Origin of the sequence: Trichocoleus sp. DQ-U1 (genome assembly GCF_039961925.1) — a bacterium.
GTDB lineage: Bacteria > Cyanobacteriota > Cyanobacteriia > Cyanobacteriales > FACHB-T130 > FACHB-T130.
This window is the reverse complement of record NZ_JAMPKB010000060.1, coordinates 17164-34475: the sequence shown is the minus strand read 5'-3', so window position 1 is coordinate 34475 and position 17312 is coordinate 17164. Positions and strand designations below refer to the sequence as shown.

Annotated in this window: 12 protein-coding genes; 10 read left to right on the top strand and 2 right to left on the bottom strand. The window is 47.2% G+C overall.

Annotated features, from left to right (window positions below):
- Window positions 1-444 precede the first annotated feature (444 nt).
- From NDI34_RS20990 to NDI34_RS20945, 10 genes are all read left to right on the top strand, one after another.
- Complete coding sequence (locus NDI34_RS20990) at window positions 445-684, top strand: hypothetical protein (protein WP_190411057.1); 240 nt, start codon at window positions 445-447, stop codon at window positions 682-684.
- A 677-nt stretch (window positions 685-1361) separates the two neighbouring features.
- Window positions 1362-2405 carry a calcium-binding protein gene (locus NDI34_RS20985; RefSeq protein ID WP_190534217.1) on the top strand — a complete coding sequence of 348 codons (1044 nt, stop codon included), beginning with the start codon at window positions 1362-1364 and terminating at the stop codon, window positions 2403-2405.
- Window positions 2406-2494: 89 nt separating this feature from the next.
- The gene (locus tag NDI34_RS20980) at window positions 2495-5239 is read left to right on the top strand and encodes an S-layer family protein (protein ID WP_348233714.1); all 2745 of its coding nucleotides are present in this window, start codon (window positions 2495-2497) and stop codon (window positions 5237-5239) included.
- A gap of 142 nt (window positions 5240-5381) precedes the next feature.
- Complete coding sequence (locus NDI34_RS20975) at window positions 5382-6167, top strand: peptidylprolyl isomerase (RefSeq protein WP_348233713.1); 786 nt, start codon at window positions 5382-5384, stop codon at window positions 6165-6167.
- Between the two features lie 284 nt (window positions 6168-6451).
- Window positions 6452-9421 (top strand): peptidase domain-containing ABC transporter, encoded by a 2970-nt coding sequence (locus tag NDI34_RS20970; RefSeq protein WP_348233712.1) that lies wholly within the window; start codon window positions 6452-6454, stop codon window positions 9419-9421.
- Window positions 9422-9583: 162 nt separating this feature from the next.
- The gene (locus NDI34_RS20965; protein WP_348233711.1) at window positions 9584-11164 is read left to right on the top strand and encodes an HlyD family efflux transporter periplasmic adaptor subunit; all 1581 of its coding nucleotides are present in this window, start codon (window positions 9584-9586) and stop codon (window positions 11162-11164) included.
- A 127-nt stretch (window positions 11165-11291) separates the two neighbouring features.
- Window positions 11292-11960 (top strand): glutathione S-transferase family protein, encoded by a 669-nt coding sequence (locus tag NDI34_RS20960; protein ID WP_348233710.1) that lies wholly within the window; start codon window positions 11292-11294, stop codon window positions 11958-11960.
- Between the two features lie 215 nt (window positions 11961-12175).
- Window positions 12176-13003, top strand: a complete 828-nt coding sequence (gene map, locus NDI34_RS20955; RefSeq protein ID WP_190534207.1) for a type I methionyl aminopeptidase — start codon at window positions 12176-12178, stop codon at window positions 13001-13003.
- A gap of 178 nt (window positions 13004-13181) precedes the next feature.
- A complete protein-coding gene (locus tag NDI34_RS20950) occupies window positions 13182-13820 on the top strand; it encodes a Uma2 family endonuclease (protein WP_348233709.1) in 639 nt (212 codons plus the stop codon).
- A gap of 104 nt (window positions 13821-13924) precedes the next feature.
- A complete protein-coding gene (locus NDI34_RS20945) occupies window positions 13925-15328 on the top strand; it encodes an amidase (RefSeq protein WP_348233708.1) in 1404 nt (467 codons plus the stop codon).
- Between the two features lie 99 nt (window positions 15329-15427).
- On the opposite strand, the gene NDI34_RS20940 is transcribed toward NDI34_RS20945, so the two are convergent.
- On the bottom strand, window positions 15428-16180 hold the full coding sequence (locus NDI34_RS20940; protein ID WP_190986095.1) for an SDR family oxidoreductase: 753 nt from the start codon (window positions 16178-16180) through the stop codon (window positions 15428-15430).
- Between the two features lie 112 nt (window positions 16181-16292).
- The gene (locus NDI34_RS20935; RefSeq protein WP_348233716.1) at window positions 16293-16904 is read right to left on the bottom strand and encodes a DsbA family oxidoreductase; all 612 of its coding nucleotides are present in this window, start codon (window positions 16902-16904) and stop codon (window positions 16293-16295) included.
- Window positions 16905-17312: the final 408 nt, after the last annotated feature.

The following is a 17312-nucleotide window of genomic DNA, read 5'->3' as shown; positions in this document are numbered from 1 at the left end:
TGGAGTTCAGACGTGTGCTCTTCCGATCTTATAAGGGCAATGACTTGATTGCGGTGGTTCAGGATACGACCAATGTTTACGCTTCTGCTGACTTTGTCAGCGTTTAGGTTGACACATCGGGATAACTTGACTCGATAATCTTCAGCTCCCCTCAGAGACATGAATCTCTAGGGGGCTTTTTTTTCTGCTGAGGCAATGACTACCCCTAGCTGAACAATATGAAAGGGACATCAAATGACCCTAAAGAGGGCGGGATTGCACAGGTAAAGTGCCCAAATATATTGCTGTACCTGCCGATTAGCAGAATCATTGTAAACGTTTGTAAAGCTTTGCAAAACTACTGCACCTGTATCTGACAAGTCTATAGCGGTTCCTTTAGAACCCAATCTCATTGAGACCGCAACCAGGGTACAAACCTCGATCTTCCCGGAAGGTATAAACACAATGAAGGCGCAGTGGAAAAGAGTATTCGTTAAAACAACAGTTTGGCTAGTTACTGAGATCATCCTGAACCTCTTGGGACTCGATAACCTAGCTGATTACAACGAATTTATTCTTGAGCAAAAGAAAATAATGGCAATGAACCATTTATTTGCGCCAACTCTCACTAATAAACTTTGCCTCTATTGGCTTGATTGTGACTCTGCGTTCCAGATGCCACTGGGCTTAGCACCTAAATTCTAAGGAACCTAAAGACAATAGAAGTTAAGAATATTAGGGAATTCTACATTTTGAGAGTAAATTTTGGGTTAACGAGTGCCATTGATTTATAGAAATTATACTACCAATCTAAAGGTAGAGCGGTTGGTCAATCGCAGGCAAAATTCAGTTGTAAAAATAAGCTAAGAAGGTATCAATAGCTAAAATAAATGCTTTATATTGTTAGTAATTAGGGTAGAGTAATTTTAAAGGATTTTGAGCTGTTATGCTTTCGATTTCTAATGCTTTGCATCGCCTAAGGACTGGCGCGTCCTTGACGGTTCGTTAAAAAATATCTGACCAATCAAATCGGGTTGCTATAGAAAGGAATCGGTGATTTCCCGTGATTGATTGCACTTTGCTCAATGTTTTGTTTTTTTGGAGACAGGGTAGCTTTGGCTTGATGTCTAAATTTTAGTTTTACGAGAGAGTAGCTGTCCCTCTAATTTATCCATGTTAAGGGAAGGCTGAAATGATGGCACGAATAAACCCGTTTTATTGAGGTTTCCTCAAGCTGCTGCGATAAAAATCAGTTCACTGAGTTGTTGATGCGATCGCGTTTCTTTTCTTCACAGCAATCTTCAAAATTTTTTGCTCTCGGCAAACAGCTGCTCTGAATCAAAACTTACTTTCATATCTACCTGTTCTGGAGGGATGAAGTTATGGAATTTGAAGATGCGATCGTTGACGAGCAAGAAGGGACAGGGATTCCTATATTTCTAGCTACCGAAGGCAGCGGTGACTACGATCTTCCAGGAGGACAAGGTAACTTCAACGAGTGGGAACAGAACTTTGACGAACCCTGGTTTGCTAAGGCTGATGTCAAGTTTGTGGACGGGCAAGCGTCTATCCCCCTGCAAATTTTTAACGATAATGTCGTTGATGGAAATGACACTCTAGTATGGACCATTAAGGACTCAGCTCCTTTTGGGTTTACGCAGGAGACCTATACATTCAAGGAAAACGATGCCAACAATCCGAACAACGGCGTTGTTCCAATTCAGTTAAGCCTCAACTCGAATATTAAAACTGCCGTGATTACCATCGAAGATGCTAACAGTATTGTTACTCCCATCTTCGGTAATGCCGCCAACAACTCTCTATATGGCGATCAGGGGGATGACGTTGTTTATGCGAAAGCCGGGAAAGACTACGTCAATGGCTGGAACGGCAACGATAGCCTTTACGGTGAAGCCGGGAAGGACACGCTACTGGGTGGTTTTGGCAACGACTATCTGAATGGGGGCTACGGTAAAGACAAGCTGTACGGCGAAGCGGGAAATGATATTTTAGATGGTTTAAATGGGAATGACAGCCTTTATGGGGATGCTGGCGATGACCTTCTGATGGGCTGGTCTGGTAACGATTGGCTATCTGGCGGCGACGGGAATGATGTCCTCAAGGGTCAGGTTGGCAAGGACACTCTCGGCGGCGGTTTTGGCAATGACAGGCTGACGGGTGGTGAGGGGGCGGATAAATTTGTCTTTAATTCTCCGGGGGAGGGAATTGATAACATCCTGGACTTCAATTCCCTAGAGGGGGATAAGATTCAGATTTCTGCTAGTGGTTTCGGCATTGGGAAAGGTCAATCCGATAAGTTCAGCTACGACAGCAGCACAGGTGCTTTGTTCTTTGAGCAGACACAGTTGGCGTCTGTGCAAATCGATTCGGGTTTTGTCCTTGCCTCAGACATGATTATTGTTTAAATATCGTGCGTGCAAAATGGCACGCTATTCTGGGAAGCGATCGCCTTTTTCATCCTGACAGACGTCTGGATACGTTTTTACTCAGGTAAATGGTTGAATCCGACCCAGTTACGGGTTTGTGTATGAAACTGCGTTCTCTGTCATATTGGCTTTTTGGCAGTCTTTCCGGGTTCTGTCTGGTGACAACCAGCCCCATGCAGGCGCAAATTGTCGAGGATTCAACCCTACCCCAACCCTCCATCGTTACTCAAAGTGGGAACACCAGAATAATTTCCGGAGGTACGCAAGCTAACTCCAACTTGTTCCACAGTTTTGAGGAATTTTCGATTCCGACTAACGGCAGTGCTTACTTTAACAATGCTGCCAATATTCAAAACATTATCAGCCGCGTCACGGGTTTCTCGGAGTCTAAGATTGACGGCTTGATTCGAGCCAACGGGACAGCCAACCTATTTCTAATTAACCCCAATGGGATTACTTTCGGCTCAAATGCGGCGCTGAAGATTGGCGGATCTTTTTTGGCGAGTACGGCGACTAGCCTCAGCTTGGCGGATGGAACTTCGTTCAGCGCCACGAATCCCCAAACAACACCGCTGCTGACAGCCAGCGTCCCGATTGGTTTGCAATTTGGAAAACCAGCAGCCAGCATTCAAGTACAGGGGGCTAAGCTGCAAGTGCCGTCTGGGAAAACCTTGGGGCTAGTGGGTGGTAACTTGACGCTCGTGGGAGGAAGATTACAGGCGGCGGGGGGACGGATTGAATTAGGCAGCGTCGCTGGAGCATCCACACCCACTTCCCCCGTACAAGTTAATCTCACCCCAACTGCCCAAGGCTATGCTCTGGGGTATCCGAATATCCAGAACTTCCAAGACATCCAGTCCCAGCAAACGACGGTAACGACCAGCGGGAATGGGGGAGGCGATATTCGCGTCCAAGGTAGGCGGATCGCGCTTACAGAGGGTTCTCAGATGCTGGCGAATACCTTGGGTTCAGCACCTGGAGGGACTTTAGCGGTCACTGGCTCGGAGTGGGTGGAAATTAGTGGCAGTTCGCCTAGTGGCGATCGCAGTGGTTTATTTGCCAGGGTTAATTCAAAAACAGCCACCGGATCTGGGGGAAATCTGACCGTTGAAACCGGAAAATTCATTGTCCGGGACGGGGCGCAAGTCTCCACTTCTACTTTCGGTCAAGGACAGGGCGGGAATTTAACGGTGCGGGCGACCGATTCGGTAGAAGTCAGTGGCAGATCGAGCGATCGCGAAATTGGGAGTGGATTGCGGGCTACAGTCCAAGGGGGAGCGACAGGAGATGGGGGAAATCTAACCGTTGAAACTGGACAATTGATTGTCCGAGATGGAGCCGAAGTAACAACTTCTACTTTTGGGCAAGGGAAAGCCGGAGATTTGACTGTAAAAGCGACCCAAGTGCAAGCGATGGGTTATGGTTTCGACGAAAACAATACGCTCAGGCAAAGCAGTTTGCGTGCCCAAGTAGAACAAAACGCCACCGGAACTGGAGGAAATTTAACCATAGAGAGCGATCGCTTGAGCGTTCAAAATGGGGCACAAGTTGCAGTGACGACGCTTAGCAAGTTTAGCCAAGCCAAGGCAGGCACTTTGACAGTTCGAGCTTCAGACGTTGAACTGGCGGGGGTTGCGGTTTCCGCAGACGGTCAATTGCTGACAAATCAGCTCGGTTTGCCTTTTCCGAGCGGCTTATTTTCCGGCAGCGGTATCGGTTCCCAGGCAGATGGAGGAGCCTTAAGCGTTGAGACTGAACGATTGCTCGTCCGCGATGGAGCCGTCATCCAGACTTCTACTTTAGGTGCAGGGGATGCGGGAAATTTAACCGTTCAAGCTTCCGAGTTTGTGGAATTAGCGGGTACTGCTAAAGGCAGTCAGTTTCCCAGTAGCTTGCTTGCTGTTTCTGGGGGAATTCCCAGCTTTCCAGGTGTTTTTGACGCCACAGGTCGCGGGGGAAGTCTGAGGGTTAATACTGGCAAGTTGACGATCCGGGATGGGGCAGCTGTAGCCGCAAGCAGTTTTAATCCAGCGAACGATGCCAAAGGTGCTGGCAATCTTGAGCTGACTGCTCAAAGCCTGAGTTTAGATAACCAGGCAACGATTACGGCAGCAACTGCATCCGGTAATGGGGGAAATATGGTGCTAGTGCAGGATTTGTTGCTGCTGCGCCACAACAGTAAAATCTCAAGTACCGCAGGCATTGCAGGGGCGGGTGGCAATGGTGGCAACATCACGATTAACAGCTCATTCATCGTCGCCGTCCCTGGGGAAAATAGCGACATTACTGCCAATGCTTTTACTGGCAATGGGGGGAATATCCAAATTACGACTCAAGGCATCTTTGGAATTCAGTTTCGGGAAGACGAAACTCTCCTAAGTGACATCACCGCCAGTTCTGAGTTTGGAGTGAACGGTGTGGTGGAAATCAATACGCCGGATGTTGACCCCAGTCGCGGTGTAGTCGCTTTACCGACTGACTTAGTGGATGCCTCTGGACTGATTGCATCAAGTTGTGGAGCCACAGTTGGGCAACAAAAAAGTGAATTGGTCGTTACCGGACGCGGTGGAATTCCACCCAATCCCGGCGAAACCCTCAGCAGCAACCTCGTTTGGAGCGATTTGCGCCTGATAACTCAGCAAGTCGGAAATCTTCCGAATCCTGCGGTTGTTCCCAGCCGTCCGGCTACCGGGGAGAGTTCCAGGCAGTTGATGGAAGCCCAAGGATGGGTGAGGAATAACTTTGGCGAGGTCATTCTGACCGCGCGATCGCCCACAGGGGTGCCTCACGCCACTTCCTGCGCTGGCTCCTAGAGAGGGGTACAAGTAAAGTTTTGTAACATATTGCATAATTCCTGATTTTTCGGCTGATACATCCTTAGAGATTTGCAGATTTTGTCCGTGCAATCGCGCTCAAAATATCAGTCGCAAACCAGAAATTCAAAGGGACTCAGGTATGACTACAGCTTTACAAATCGGTAATCGCACCCTCACAGCTGAGGAAATCATTCCCCTACTGGCTAGCTACCAAATGTTTCCTCAATTGCTGCGTGAGAGCATTATTGACAGCGCGATCGCTTCTGTTAACTGTACGCCTGAAGAAATTGCTCATGCCTGCGGGAATTTCTACCAGCAAAATCAACTGACTTCTGAAGCCGAACAGCAAGCTTGGCTAGAGCGCTACGGGATGAGCCAAGAGCATTTAGAAGCCTTGACAACGCGGAAGTTAAGAATTGAAAAATTTAAACAAGCGACTTGGGGTAACAAACTAGAATCTTATTTTCTCAAGCGCAAAGGTCAATTGGATCAAGCCATTTATTCGTTGATTCGGACGAAAGATCCAGGTATCGCCCAAGAACTTTATTTCCGCCTTTCCGAACAAGAGCAGTCTTTTAGCGAACTGGCGGCTGAGTATTCCCAAGGGCCTGAAGCACAAACGGGTGGAACCATCGGCCCGGTAGAGATTGGGACTCTCCACCCGCATCTGGCGAGACTGCTATCGGTTAGTCAAAAGAATCAACTTTGGTCGCCCAGACCTTTAGGTGAATGGATGGTCATTGTGCGCCTAGAAAAGTTAGTTCCCGCCCAATTAAATGAATTCATGCGTCAACGATTGCTGCGAGAACTTTTTGAAACGTGGGTGCAAGAGCAAATCGGGAACCTACCCGAAGCAGATAAAATTTGGCTGGGGGCTGCAACAAATCGTAAAGTTGAACCAAGCGGTCAACTGGCAGCAGCGTAAACGAGCGATCGCTAAGTAGAGCATCGCTCTATTTAGGTGTTAAAAACAACTTCAAGAATACGCATTTTTCTTGCATTGAACTATTCTGATAAACTACAGAAGAGTGGTGCTAAACCTGTCAAAATGATTCAAACGGATCTGAGGCATCACTTATTAAAATATTCTGTTTTTTTCAGCAAAAGTATCGGTTTTAACTGTAATAGATTGTAAATATTTGAATAAGGAGGACGGCGTTCTTTCCCATCAAGTTACAGCTTGGATGGAGGGTGCAGCCGTAAGACGGGATGACCCATACGACAATTAGTATCAAAGAAATTCTCGCTGGTATATCTCCGTTTAATCAACTGCCATCCGTCGTCTTAGAAAAAGTGGCAGCAAAATTTCAATTTTTGCGCTACCGCATGGGACAAGCAATGTTTGTGCGGGAAACAATGCCAGCGCAAATTGCCATTATCTATCAAGGGCAAGCCCGCCTTTTAGGTTATGACCCCCGGAGCCAAGCACCTGTCACCCTGAAATTATTAGAACCCGGCGAAATTCTCGGATGGGTTAGCTTAATTCGGGGAAAGGCTTGCGAGACAGCGATCGCTTCGACAGAAACCATTTGTTTAATCCTCCCAGACGCCGATTTTTTAGCTTTATTAAACCAGGAACGCTCATTTGCGGCTGCTTTTGAAAACCGTTGTTCTTTGATTGAAGTCTTCGATCTGATTGGGGAAGAATTGGCGCGTCAAGCTGATGGGACAACCAATCTCAAGGAACTCACTTTAAAAGCGGTTGCAGACGCAACGATTCTCAACTTACCCCCCGGAAAAACTCCCCTCAGCAAGATAGATCCTAACTGGGTATGGCTGGTGAGTGGCGGAACCGCCGCTGATTTCCCCGTAGGAAGCCGCTTAATACCGAGTACACCAGGAAATTTACACGTAGAAGGCGCGAGAGGGGTTCGTTTATTGGGCTTGCAGAAGTCCATCCTTTTTCCCTCGGAATCGAAAGACGCGATCGCATTGGCATCAGCTTCCCTTGCCCCTACAACCGACTGGGAAGCGATTCCCTACGCGCCGGAACAACCTCCATCTGGTGAAACGGCGACGACTTATAAACACGAGAAACACCCCTACATCTACGGGAGAGGTCGTCTGGATGCAACAATAGCTTGCTTCCAAATGCTGTCTCAGCACTTGGGGATACCTTTCCGACGGGATGTCATCAAGAGAGTCTTAGTCAATCACCTCAAGCACACCGAGAACTTATCTCTGCAATTTTGCGGTGCGGTGGCTGAGTTAACGGGGTTAAATACGCAATTAATTAAAGTGCCTGCGGCTGCGGTGTGTCGCTTGCAAGCTCCCGCCATGATTAGCTGGCAAGATAGTTTTGCGATTCTTTACAAAATTAGCGATCGCGAGTTAGTGCTGGCGGTGCCAGAAGTTGGCATCTTACGCAAAAAACCCGCCCAATTTATGGAAGCGTGGGGGCCAGAAGGGGAAGTTCTGCTGCTCCGACCCACAAAAGAAGCTTCTAAAGAGCGGTTTAGCCTGCGTTGGTTTTTACCTTCTATCTATCGCTACCGCAAGGTTTTAATAGAAGTTTTAATTGCTTCCATTTTTGTACAAATCTTTGGTTTAGTAAATCCTCTGATGACTCAGGTGATTATTGACAAAGTTCTTGTACAAAATAGTATCGATACTTTATCTGTTTTAGGCATTTTCTTAGTCGTAGTCGCTGCCGTCGAATCTGTTTTGACCAGTTTACGCACGCATTTATTTGTTGATACCACTAACCGGATGGACTTGGCTTTAGGCTCAGAGGTCATCAGTCACCTTTTACGCCTGCCTTTGTCCTATTTTGAACGGCGACCTGTCGGGGAACTCGCTACTCGCGTTCATGAACTCGAAAATATTCGCTCCTTCCTAACTGGAACTGCGTTAACTGTAGTGTTAGATGCTATTTTTTCAGTCATCTACATTGCGGTGATGTTAATTTACAGTGGAGTGCTAACGCTAGTCGCCTTAGCGACAGTGCCATTGTTTGCTTTGCTAACACTTGGAGTGTCACCGATCATTCGGCAGCAGTCGCGGGTGAAAGCCGAGCGTAACTCCGAAACTCAATCTTATTTAGTAGAAGTTCTGTCAGGAATCCAAACAGTTAAAGCACAAAATTTAGAATTGCGATCGCGCTGGCAATGGCAAGAGCGTTATGGTCGTTATATCAGTGCTGGATTTAAGACAGTTTCCACTTCTACGACTGCCAGTTCCGTAAGTAGTTTCCTAAATAAACTCTCCAGTTTGTTAGTGTTATGGGCGGGAGCTTATTTAGTCCTAAAAGGAGAATTAACATTAGGACAATTAATTGCTTTCCGTATTCTTTCCGGTTATGTAACCAGTCCGTTATTACGATTAGTACAACTGTGGCAAAACTTTCAAGAAACCGCTTTATCTCTTGAGCGACTGGGCGATGTTCTCGACGCAAATCTCGAAGCAGATGAAACCGAGCGCCACAACATTCTCATGCCAGCCATTCAAGGAAGCGTGAAGTTTGAAAATGTTTCTTTTAGCTTCAATCCTAGCGGCGCTCTTCAGCTAAGTAACATTAATCTAGACTTTCCAGCAGGGCTATTTATCGGCATCGTAGGACAAAGTGGATCGGGTAAAAGTACCCTGACAAAACTTTTACCCAGACTCTATGAGCCAAGATCGGGGCGGATTATCATTGATGACTACGATATTAGTAAGGTAGAACTTTATTCCCTGCGGCGTCAGATTGGAATGGTGCTTCAAGATACTCTCTTGTTTGATGGGACGGTGCAAGAAAATATCGCGCTAACCAATCCAGATGCGAGCGATGAGGAAATCATTGAAGCCGCCAAAGTAGCTTTTGCCCATGACTTTATCATGGCTTTGCCGAACGGCTACAACACTCGCGTCGGAGAACGGGGTTCTGCCTTATCCGGGGGACAAAGACAGCGAATTGCGATCGCGCGTACCGTTTTACAAAATCCTCAGTTACTGATTTTAGACGAAGCGACCAGCGCTTTAGACTACAACGCAGAGCGACAAGTGTGCTTAAATCTCGCCTCGACGTTCCGCGATCGCACTGTGTTTTTTATTACCCATCGTTTAACTACAATTAGAAATGCCAGTCTGATTTTGATGATGGATCAAGGTGCAGTCGTTGAACAGGGAACTCATGATGAATTAATGGCTCTTAGAGGTCGCTACTACTGTCTGTATCAACAACAAGAAGCACAACTATAGAAAACTGAATGGGAATTGCTAATGGCTAATGGGTAATTAATAAATCCCCCTCTCACCCTCTATTATTCAGTCCGCGAACACAGCGCCGCTTCGCTAACACTCTTCAGTCCTTAGTCCTCAGTCCACAGTCCCCAGTCCTAGCACTCAGCACTATTGTCAGCTATGCTCCAACAAAATGGAAAACAGTCTAACGAACACCTATCTTTAGTACCCCAAGCAGTCCCAAGTCCTAGCCTTAATACAGTTCCAAGTCCTAATCCTAATAAGGAAGTAACGCCACCCGCCTCTACCTCAAACAACTTCGATCAAGCTGTTATTCTGCAACAATCCCCGACTTGGTCTCGCGCGATCGTTTGGGGAATCATGGGAATGACAACTTTTGTGATAGTTTGGGCTTCTGTATTCCAAATTGAAGAAGCCATCCCTGCGACTGGAAAACTGGAACCTCAAGGTGCTGTTAAGGAAGTTCAAGCTCCAATAGCAGGGGTAGTGAAAGAAATTTATGTCAAGGATGGACAACGAGTAAAAAAAGGAGATAAACTGCTGAGTTTAGACTCAGAAACAGCTCAGGCTCAGTTAACTTCTCTGAATAAAATTCAGACAGCATTAAAGCAAGAAAATCAGTTTTATCGATCGCAAATAAAAGGTGCAGGTTTCCCCGCCGCAATAGATGGAGAGACTGCTCAACTAAAACTACCATTAGAGTTAGTCTCTCTGACTAAAGTGCGCTCCTCTTTAGCATCAGAAAATCAACTATATCGCGCTCAGCTAAGAGGTTCTTCTAAAGGAACAAGTCTTAGCTTAGATCAACAGCAACGTTTTCAATCGAGTATAGCAGAACTCAATTCTCGCGTTGCGACTGCTAGGTTGGAAGCTGAGCAATTGGAAAAACAGCTAAGTCAAACTCAGGTAGAGATAGCGAGTTCTAAAGACCTATTAGAGGTGAATCAGGGGATTCTGGACGATATAGAACCGATCATGAAGCAAGGAGCAGTTTCCCGCGTGCAATACCTGAAGCAGAAGCAGGATGTACGTACTCGCCAAGCTGAGGTGGATCAACTGACTCAGGAACAGAAGCGGTTACAGCTAGCGATCGCGCAAGCGAATGAAAAGCTGCAAAATACCATCGCTTTGACTAAACAAGATTTGCAAACCAAAATTGCTGAGAATGAAAAACGTTTGGCAGAAATTGACGATCAGCTAAACAAGGCAATTGTAGAAAATAACAAACGCCTTGCAGAAATCGACAGCCAAATGAGCCAAGCAGAACAAAATTTAAAATACCAAGAAATCAAAGCTCCGGTAGATGGAACTATCTTTGAGCTAAAACCTCATGGACCAGGTTTTGTTACCAATTCTACCGAACCCGTTTTAAAAATTGTTCCAAGTGACAGTCTAGTTGCTAAAGTTTTTATCACCAATAAAGATATTGGCTTTGTGAAAGAAGGGATGGAAGCAGATATCAGAATTGACTCTTTTCCATTTCGGGAATTTGGCGATACGAAAGGTCGTTTAACCTGGATTGGATCGGATGCTCTACCACCCGAACAAATTCGCCCGTATTATACGTTTCCTGCCAAAGTTAGCTTAGATAATCAGTCTCTTTTAATTAAAGGTCGAGAAGTCCCGCTGCAATCAGGGATGTCGGTAAGTGTCAACCTGAAGGTACGTAAACGCACAATCATGAGCATTTTCACTGATTTATTTATGGATAAAGTTGAAGGCTTAAAGACGGTTCGCTAGGGTTTCTTAGCAGGAAGATGGAATAGGGAGAGGGAAGTTTGGAAAAAGTTGCATAGGACGCGATCGCGCTCGTTGCCAGACCAGGGAGCGGAGTATCCTGGGAAATAAGTTCTGGAGAGGTATCCTCATGCTGAAGCTTTATCACACTCCCCTTTCCGCTAACTCAAGGCGCGTATGGGTGGCGCTACTGGAGAAAGAAATTCCCTTTGAGCTGGTATCGCTGAATATGGATGGCGATCAATTTCAACCAGAATTTCTAGCGATGAATCCCTTCCACCACATTCCAGTTTTAGTGGATGATGGCTTTAACGTCATAGAATCCTTAGCCATCCTTGACTATCTAGAGGCAAAATATCCCACGCCTGCCTTACTACCTACGGATGCCAAGGCGCTAGCAACCGTGCGGATGGTGGAAATGGTGACTGTCAACGAACTGTTGCCTGCCATAAACCCATTCGCGAATCAAATGATGGGTTTGGATGCAGACGCACAGCAGTTGGAGCAGTCAAAGCAGAAAATTCTGACAGTGCTGAACTTTTTTGAGAGTCTACTGGGCGACGATCGATACTTTGCAGGTAGCGCTAGTCTCACCCTCGCGGAGATTGTCGCCGGAACGATGGTGCCGTTGTTGCCTATGCTAGGCGTATCGCTGGATAACCATCCCAAACTGAGTGCCTGGTGTGAGAACTTGGTGCAGCGTCCTGCATGGCAAAAAACCCAGCCCACTCAGGAGGCAATTGAAGCCTTTAAGCCTCGATTCAAAGAGTTGATGGCAGCACGGCAGAACCAGTCTTAATACCAGTTGGTAGCTGTAATCGTGAACCGATTTAGATGCGAGAACAACCGTGGAGCCTCCCGCCCTAGGAATGGTTTCAACAAAGTTAACTTAAGATAATAAATACCTGACAAATTAACAGGGAGAGTGCTTCCTCAATCGTCAATCACCCCAGAAGCAGGCGGGAGGAGCGATCGCTTTACCCTGTTGACATCCCACCACTCGCCATCTGTCAAATGAACATCCTGAACAATCTGCTTTTCCAACCCCCTCAACCTCCCCGCGAGAAAAAACAACGTCGTGGCGTTGAAATTAAGTCACAGCGTGAAATTGAAATCATGCGACAGGCGGCGAAGATTGTGGCAACCGTGCTGAAAGAAATTCAAGAGATGGTGCAGCCCGGTATGACAACGGCGGATTTAGACGCTTATGCCGAAAAGCGCATCCGCGAAATGGGGGCAACACCCAGTTTTAAGGGATATCACGGCTTCCCTGCTTCCATTTGCTCCAGCATCAACAACGAAGTCGTACATGGCATTCCCAACGCCAAAAAAGTGATTCGGACTGGCGATGTCTTGAAAGTTGATACAGGTGCTTATTTCCAGGGCTATCACGGTGATTCCTGCATCACTATCGCCGTTGGTGAAGTGACACCAGAAGCGGCTAAGTTAATCCGCGTGGCAGAAGAAGCGCTCTTTAAAGGAATTGAACAAGTTAAAGCTGGAGCCTACTTGCTCGACCTTGCAGGTGCCATTCAAGACCATGTGCTAAGCAATGGTTTTAGTATTGTGGAAGACTTCACCGGACACGGTGTTGGGCGGAATTTGCACGAAGAACCGTCTGTTTTTAATTTCCGCACCCGCGAGATGCCAAATGTCAAGCTTCGGGCTGGAATGACTTTGGCAATTGAGCCGATTTTAAATGCTGGTTCAAAGTTCACCCGCATCTTATCCGACAAGTGGACGGCAGTGACGGTGGATAATGCCCTGTCAGCTCAGTTTGAGCATACCGTGCTGGTAACGGAAGATGGATATGAAATTTTGACCGACCGCTCGAAAGTTTAACGCATCGTTACATTGATTGACCCGCAGCATAAAATGCTGGGACTATACAAACAAAGCTCGCCTATGCGGGCTTTGTTTATTTTTATAGAATAAGTTGATAAAGCGATCGCATCTTGATACAAATTCTATTCTCATCTCTAAAATTTGAAATTTAAAATAGCTATGAGCAGGTGGCAATATGTACCAAACAGCGCAAGAATTAGAAGCACAAATGCCAGATGCTACAAAACTTTTGAGCGATGAACCAGAAATGGAAAGTTCTTTGCACTACAAGCAACTAGCTTTATTAGTGAGTTGCTTAGAATGGTTTTGGCGCAAGCGGAATGATTTTTTTATTGGCGCTAATCTGACAGTTTATTTTAGTCGGCAACAACTGCGAAATCGAGACTTTAGAGGACCAGACTTTTTCCTAGTGAAAAACACGGAAAAAAAAGAGCGTCTCTCTTGGGTAGTGTGGGAAGAAGAAGGCAAATATCCCGATTTAATTATCGAATTACTGTCCAATACGACTGCTAGTATTGACCGAAATCTCAAAAAAGAGTTGTATCAAAACCGCTTTCGCACGCCAGAGTACTTTTGGTTCGATCCCGAAAGTTTAGAGTTTGCGGGTTTCCGGTTGGTAGGAGAACAATATCAAGCGATCGCGCCCAACCCTCAAGGCTGGCTGTGGAGTGAGGTTCTAGATTTGTATTTGGGTATAGAAGCCGGAAAATTGCGCTACTTTATCCCAGAAGGTTCTCTAGTTCTTACCCCAGAAGAGGCAGCAGAACGACTAGCAGAACAACTGCGATCGCTTGGTATCGATCCGGATACTTAAGCGAAAAAGCGATCGCGTGAAACAATGTTTATTGGCAAGCTAGGATTTTATTGCCTAGACGCGCTCAGGCGTTCAAGATTAAGTAGCGATCGCCCAAAGTCCCCATGAATCAAACTGATTTAGCTTTTACCCCAGCGATAGAACAGGCGCGGCTCATCCGCAGCAAAGAAGTATCACCGCTAGAGTTGGTGGAACTTTACCTGGAACGTATTCAGAGACTGGATTCCCAACTGGGGAGTTATTTTACCGTCATGGCAGATATGGCGCTTGCCGATGCCCAGGCGAAGACGGAAGCATTGGCAGGCAACACAGAAGAATTTCCGCCCTTTTTTGGGGTACCCATTTCAATTAAAGACCTCAACCCCGTTGCTGGTGTTCGCTGTACCTACGGAACAGCGGCGCTGATGGACAAAATTGCCGCTTATGATGATGCCGTGGTGACGCGGATTAAGCTGGCGGGGTTTACGATTCTCGGTAAGACGGCGACTTCTGAACTAGGTTCTTTCCCTTATACAGAACCTCCGGCGTTTCTACCCGCCCGGAATCCGTGGAATCTCGACTATACACCAGGGGGATCGAGTGGGGGCGCAGCGGCGGCTACGGCGGCGGGGTTGTGTGCGATCGCTCAAGGTTCTGATGGCGGCGGTTCGGTGCGCGGTCCCGCTGCTTGTTGTGGTTTAGTCGGCATTAAACCCTCCAGGGGTCGGGTGTCTTATGCACCTGTGGGCGATCATCTAAATGGCATTGCAACCAATGGCTGCTTGGCGCGTAACGTTGCCGATGCTGCCGCCCTTCTGGATGTCATGTCTGGTTATGTCGCGGGCGATCCCTACTGGTTGCCCGACCCAGGAACGACTTTTCTTGCCGCAACTGCCCAAAAATTGGGGTCTTTGCGGATTGCTTTTTCTACAACAATTCCCCCGATAGGCGAAGCCGATTCGGCATCTGGGCAAGCCGTCCAAAAAACTGTGCAATTGCTAGAAGAAATGGGTCATACCGTTGAACCCGGTTGTCCAGACTTTACCGATTTGATCAAACCTTTTTCCAAAGTTTGGCAAGCTGGTGTGGCGGCGACGGGGATTCCCGGCGACTACTTGGAACCGATGAATCGCTGGATGCTAGAGAAATCCGGTTCTGCGGGTGAATATCTGCAAGCGGTTGCTCAGATGCAAATTATGGCGCGGCGCATTGTTGCCTTTTTTGACAACTATGACGTTTTGGTAGTGCCCATTTATATGCATCAGCCAATTCGGGTTGGGGAGTGGGCGCACCTGAATCCGGAGGAAAGATTGCAGAAAATCATTCAGTGGATCGCTCCGTGTCCCCCATTCAATGCCACCGGACAGCCTGCAATCGCACTTCCGACTGGTTTTGACGCCAACGGGTTGCCAATCGGCGTGCAGTTGGTGGGACGCCCCGCTGACGAAACCACGTTGATTGCCCTCGCCGCACAACTAGAAGCTGCAAAACTTTGGAGCGATCGCCGTCCTGACTTTGCCGCGCAATAAAAGCGATATCTGTTTCTCGTTCCCCGGCTCAGCTGGGGAACGAGGCTAATTAGCCCCAAGACAGTTTATGCTTTGGGATTATCCTACTGGTTAAATTCGTTAGAGTTCCTGAATACGCGGACGAATCAACAACTCACCGATATTGACGTGTTCAGGTTGGCTTACCACGTAAAGAATCGCGTTGGCAATATCTTCCGCTTGTAGAATATCCGCACCCGGAGCATAAAAACCGCCTTGCCCGGTCACAGCTTCTTTCGTTGCCTCATGCTTAATTGAATCGGCAAGTTCAGTCGCTACTGCTCCTGGTTCAATGTCTGTCACCCGCACGCCATATTCAATTGCCTCTTGGCGCAAACTATCAGAGATGGCGCGCACCGCAAATTTGGTTCCGCAATAGACAGCCCCCCCTTTAAAGGCAAAGCGTCCAGCCACCGATCCAAGATTCACAATATGACCGTGCTTGCGCTTAGCCATGCCGGGAAGGACAGCATGAATGGTGTAGAGGAGTCCCTTCAGGTTCACATCAATCATCCGCTCCCACTCATCCACGCGCCCTTCCAGCATCGGTGCCAGAGGCATTAAACCAGCGTTATTGATCAGGATGTCCACGCCACCCATTGTTTCCAGTTCCTCCCCAAGCTGTGCCACAGCTTCTCGATTAGTTACGTCCAAGGGTTTGATCATCGCCTGACCGCCTGCACGTTCAATTTCTTGGGAAAGCTGTTCGAGTTGCTCTGTGCGGCGTGCCGACAAAACGACTTTCGCTCCGTTCTGAGCCAATATTTTGGCGGTCGCTGCGCCGATGCCGCTACTAGCACCCGTAATCCAAGCTCGTCCTGAAAGGATTGCCATATTTTATCTCCTGTAATGATTAGAGTCGTACTTTACCCATCCCGATGGGGATGAATTTGTCGGTTAGGGAATTCACGCCAATGGTTAGAAAAATGGGCAGTTTAGGCGATCGCTACTTTTCGCTAAGATTGCCCTCTAATGCCCGATTAATCGCCCGTTCCAAGCTTTCTTGACTTAACAAACCCGGCAAAATGCGATCGCCGATAATAAATGTCGGGACTGAGGTAATACCGATTTCTTTGCGAGTCTGTTCTAATGCTTGCTGATGAGCTGTTTTAGACCTTCGGGTTTCCAAGGATTCTCTAAACTCTTTTCCATCCAGCCCAATTTCTCCCGCTAACTGCGTCAAAATCTCGATATTGCCAATGTCCAGATCTTCTTGAAAAAACGCCCGGAGAAGACGGTCATTGTATTCGTTAGCTTTACCATGTTCTCTCGCGTACTGATAACCCTCGAACGCTAGATGCGTATGTGGTTGCGGCGAGATAGTTGGTAGCTTGATCTCAACACCCATTTTTCTCGCTAGCGGATAAACTGATTGCTGCCAAACCGTTTGAAGATAATCGTCTTCCGGTTTCAGCGTCGCCTGTGGTAATGGTCGAAGCTCAAAGGGTATCCACTCAACTTCAACGTCCTTTCCCTGAATGGCTGCTTCTAGGGGAAATTCGGCTAGAAAACAGTATGGACAAACGTAGTCGGAGAAAACTTTTATTTTCAGAGTCAATGGCATATTCCTCTCAACAAACGATGACGCAGGGGGATTAACTGCTAATCGTGGGGGTTCAAGCGCTAAAAGAGCGATCGCGCCTTGACTTTCGAGGTACTGGACAAGCATCAATAATTGCTAGGTGCTAGCTGGAAGCGAACAGAACCAGGGTTAGCCATGTCTGCGCCTTCCACTCAAGTCCAAGCAATCAATTCGTTTTTCCAAGCTTCAATAATGTCTGCATTCCATTCACTATCCTCCTCAAATCCTACTGGTGCTATTTCCGCCCACCTTCCATCTGAGGTATCAGTTGCAGAATGAGGTATCAGTTGCAGAATATTGATACTCCCCCTATCCTCTCAATTTATAGAAGGATTTAGGGGGGGCAAAACGGGACAAATAGGTTCTAGAAGACGTGTGTGTATA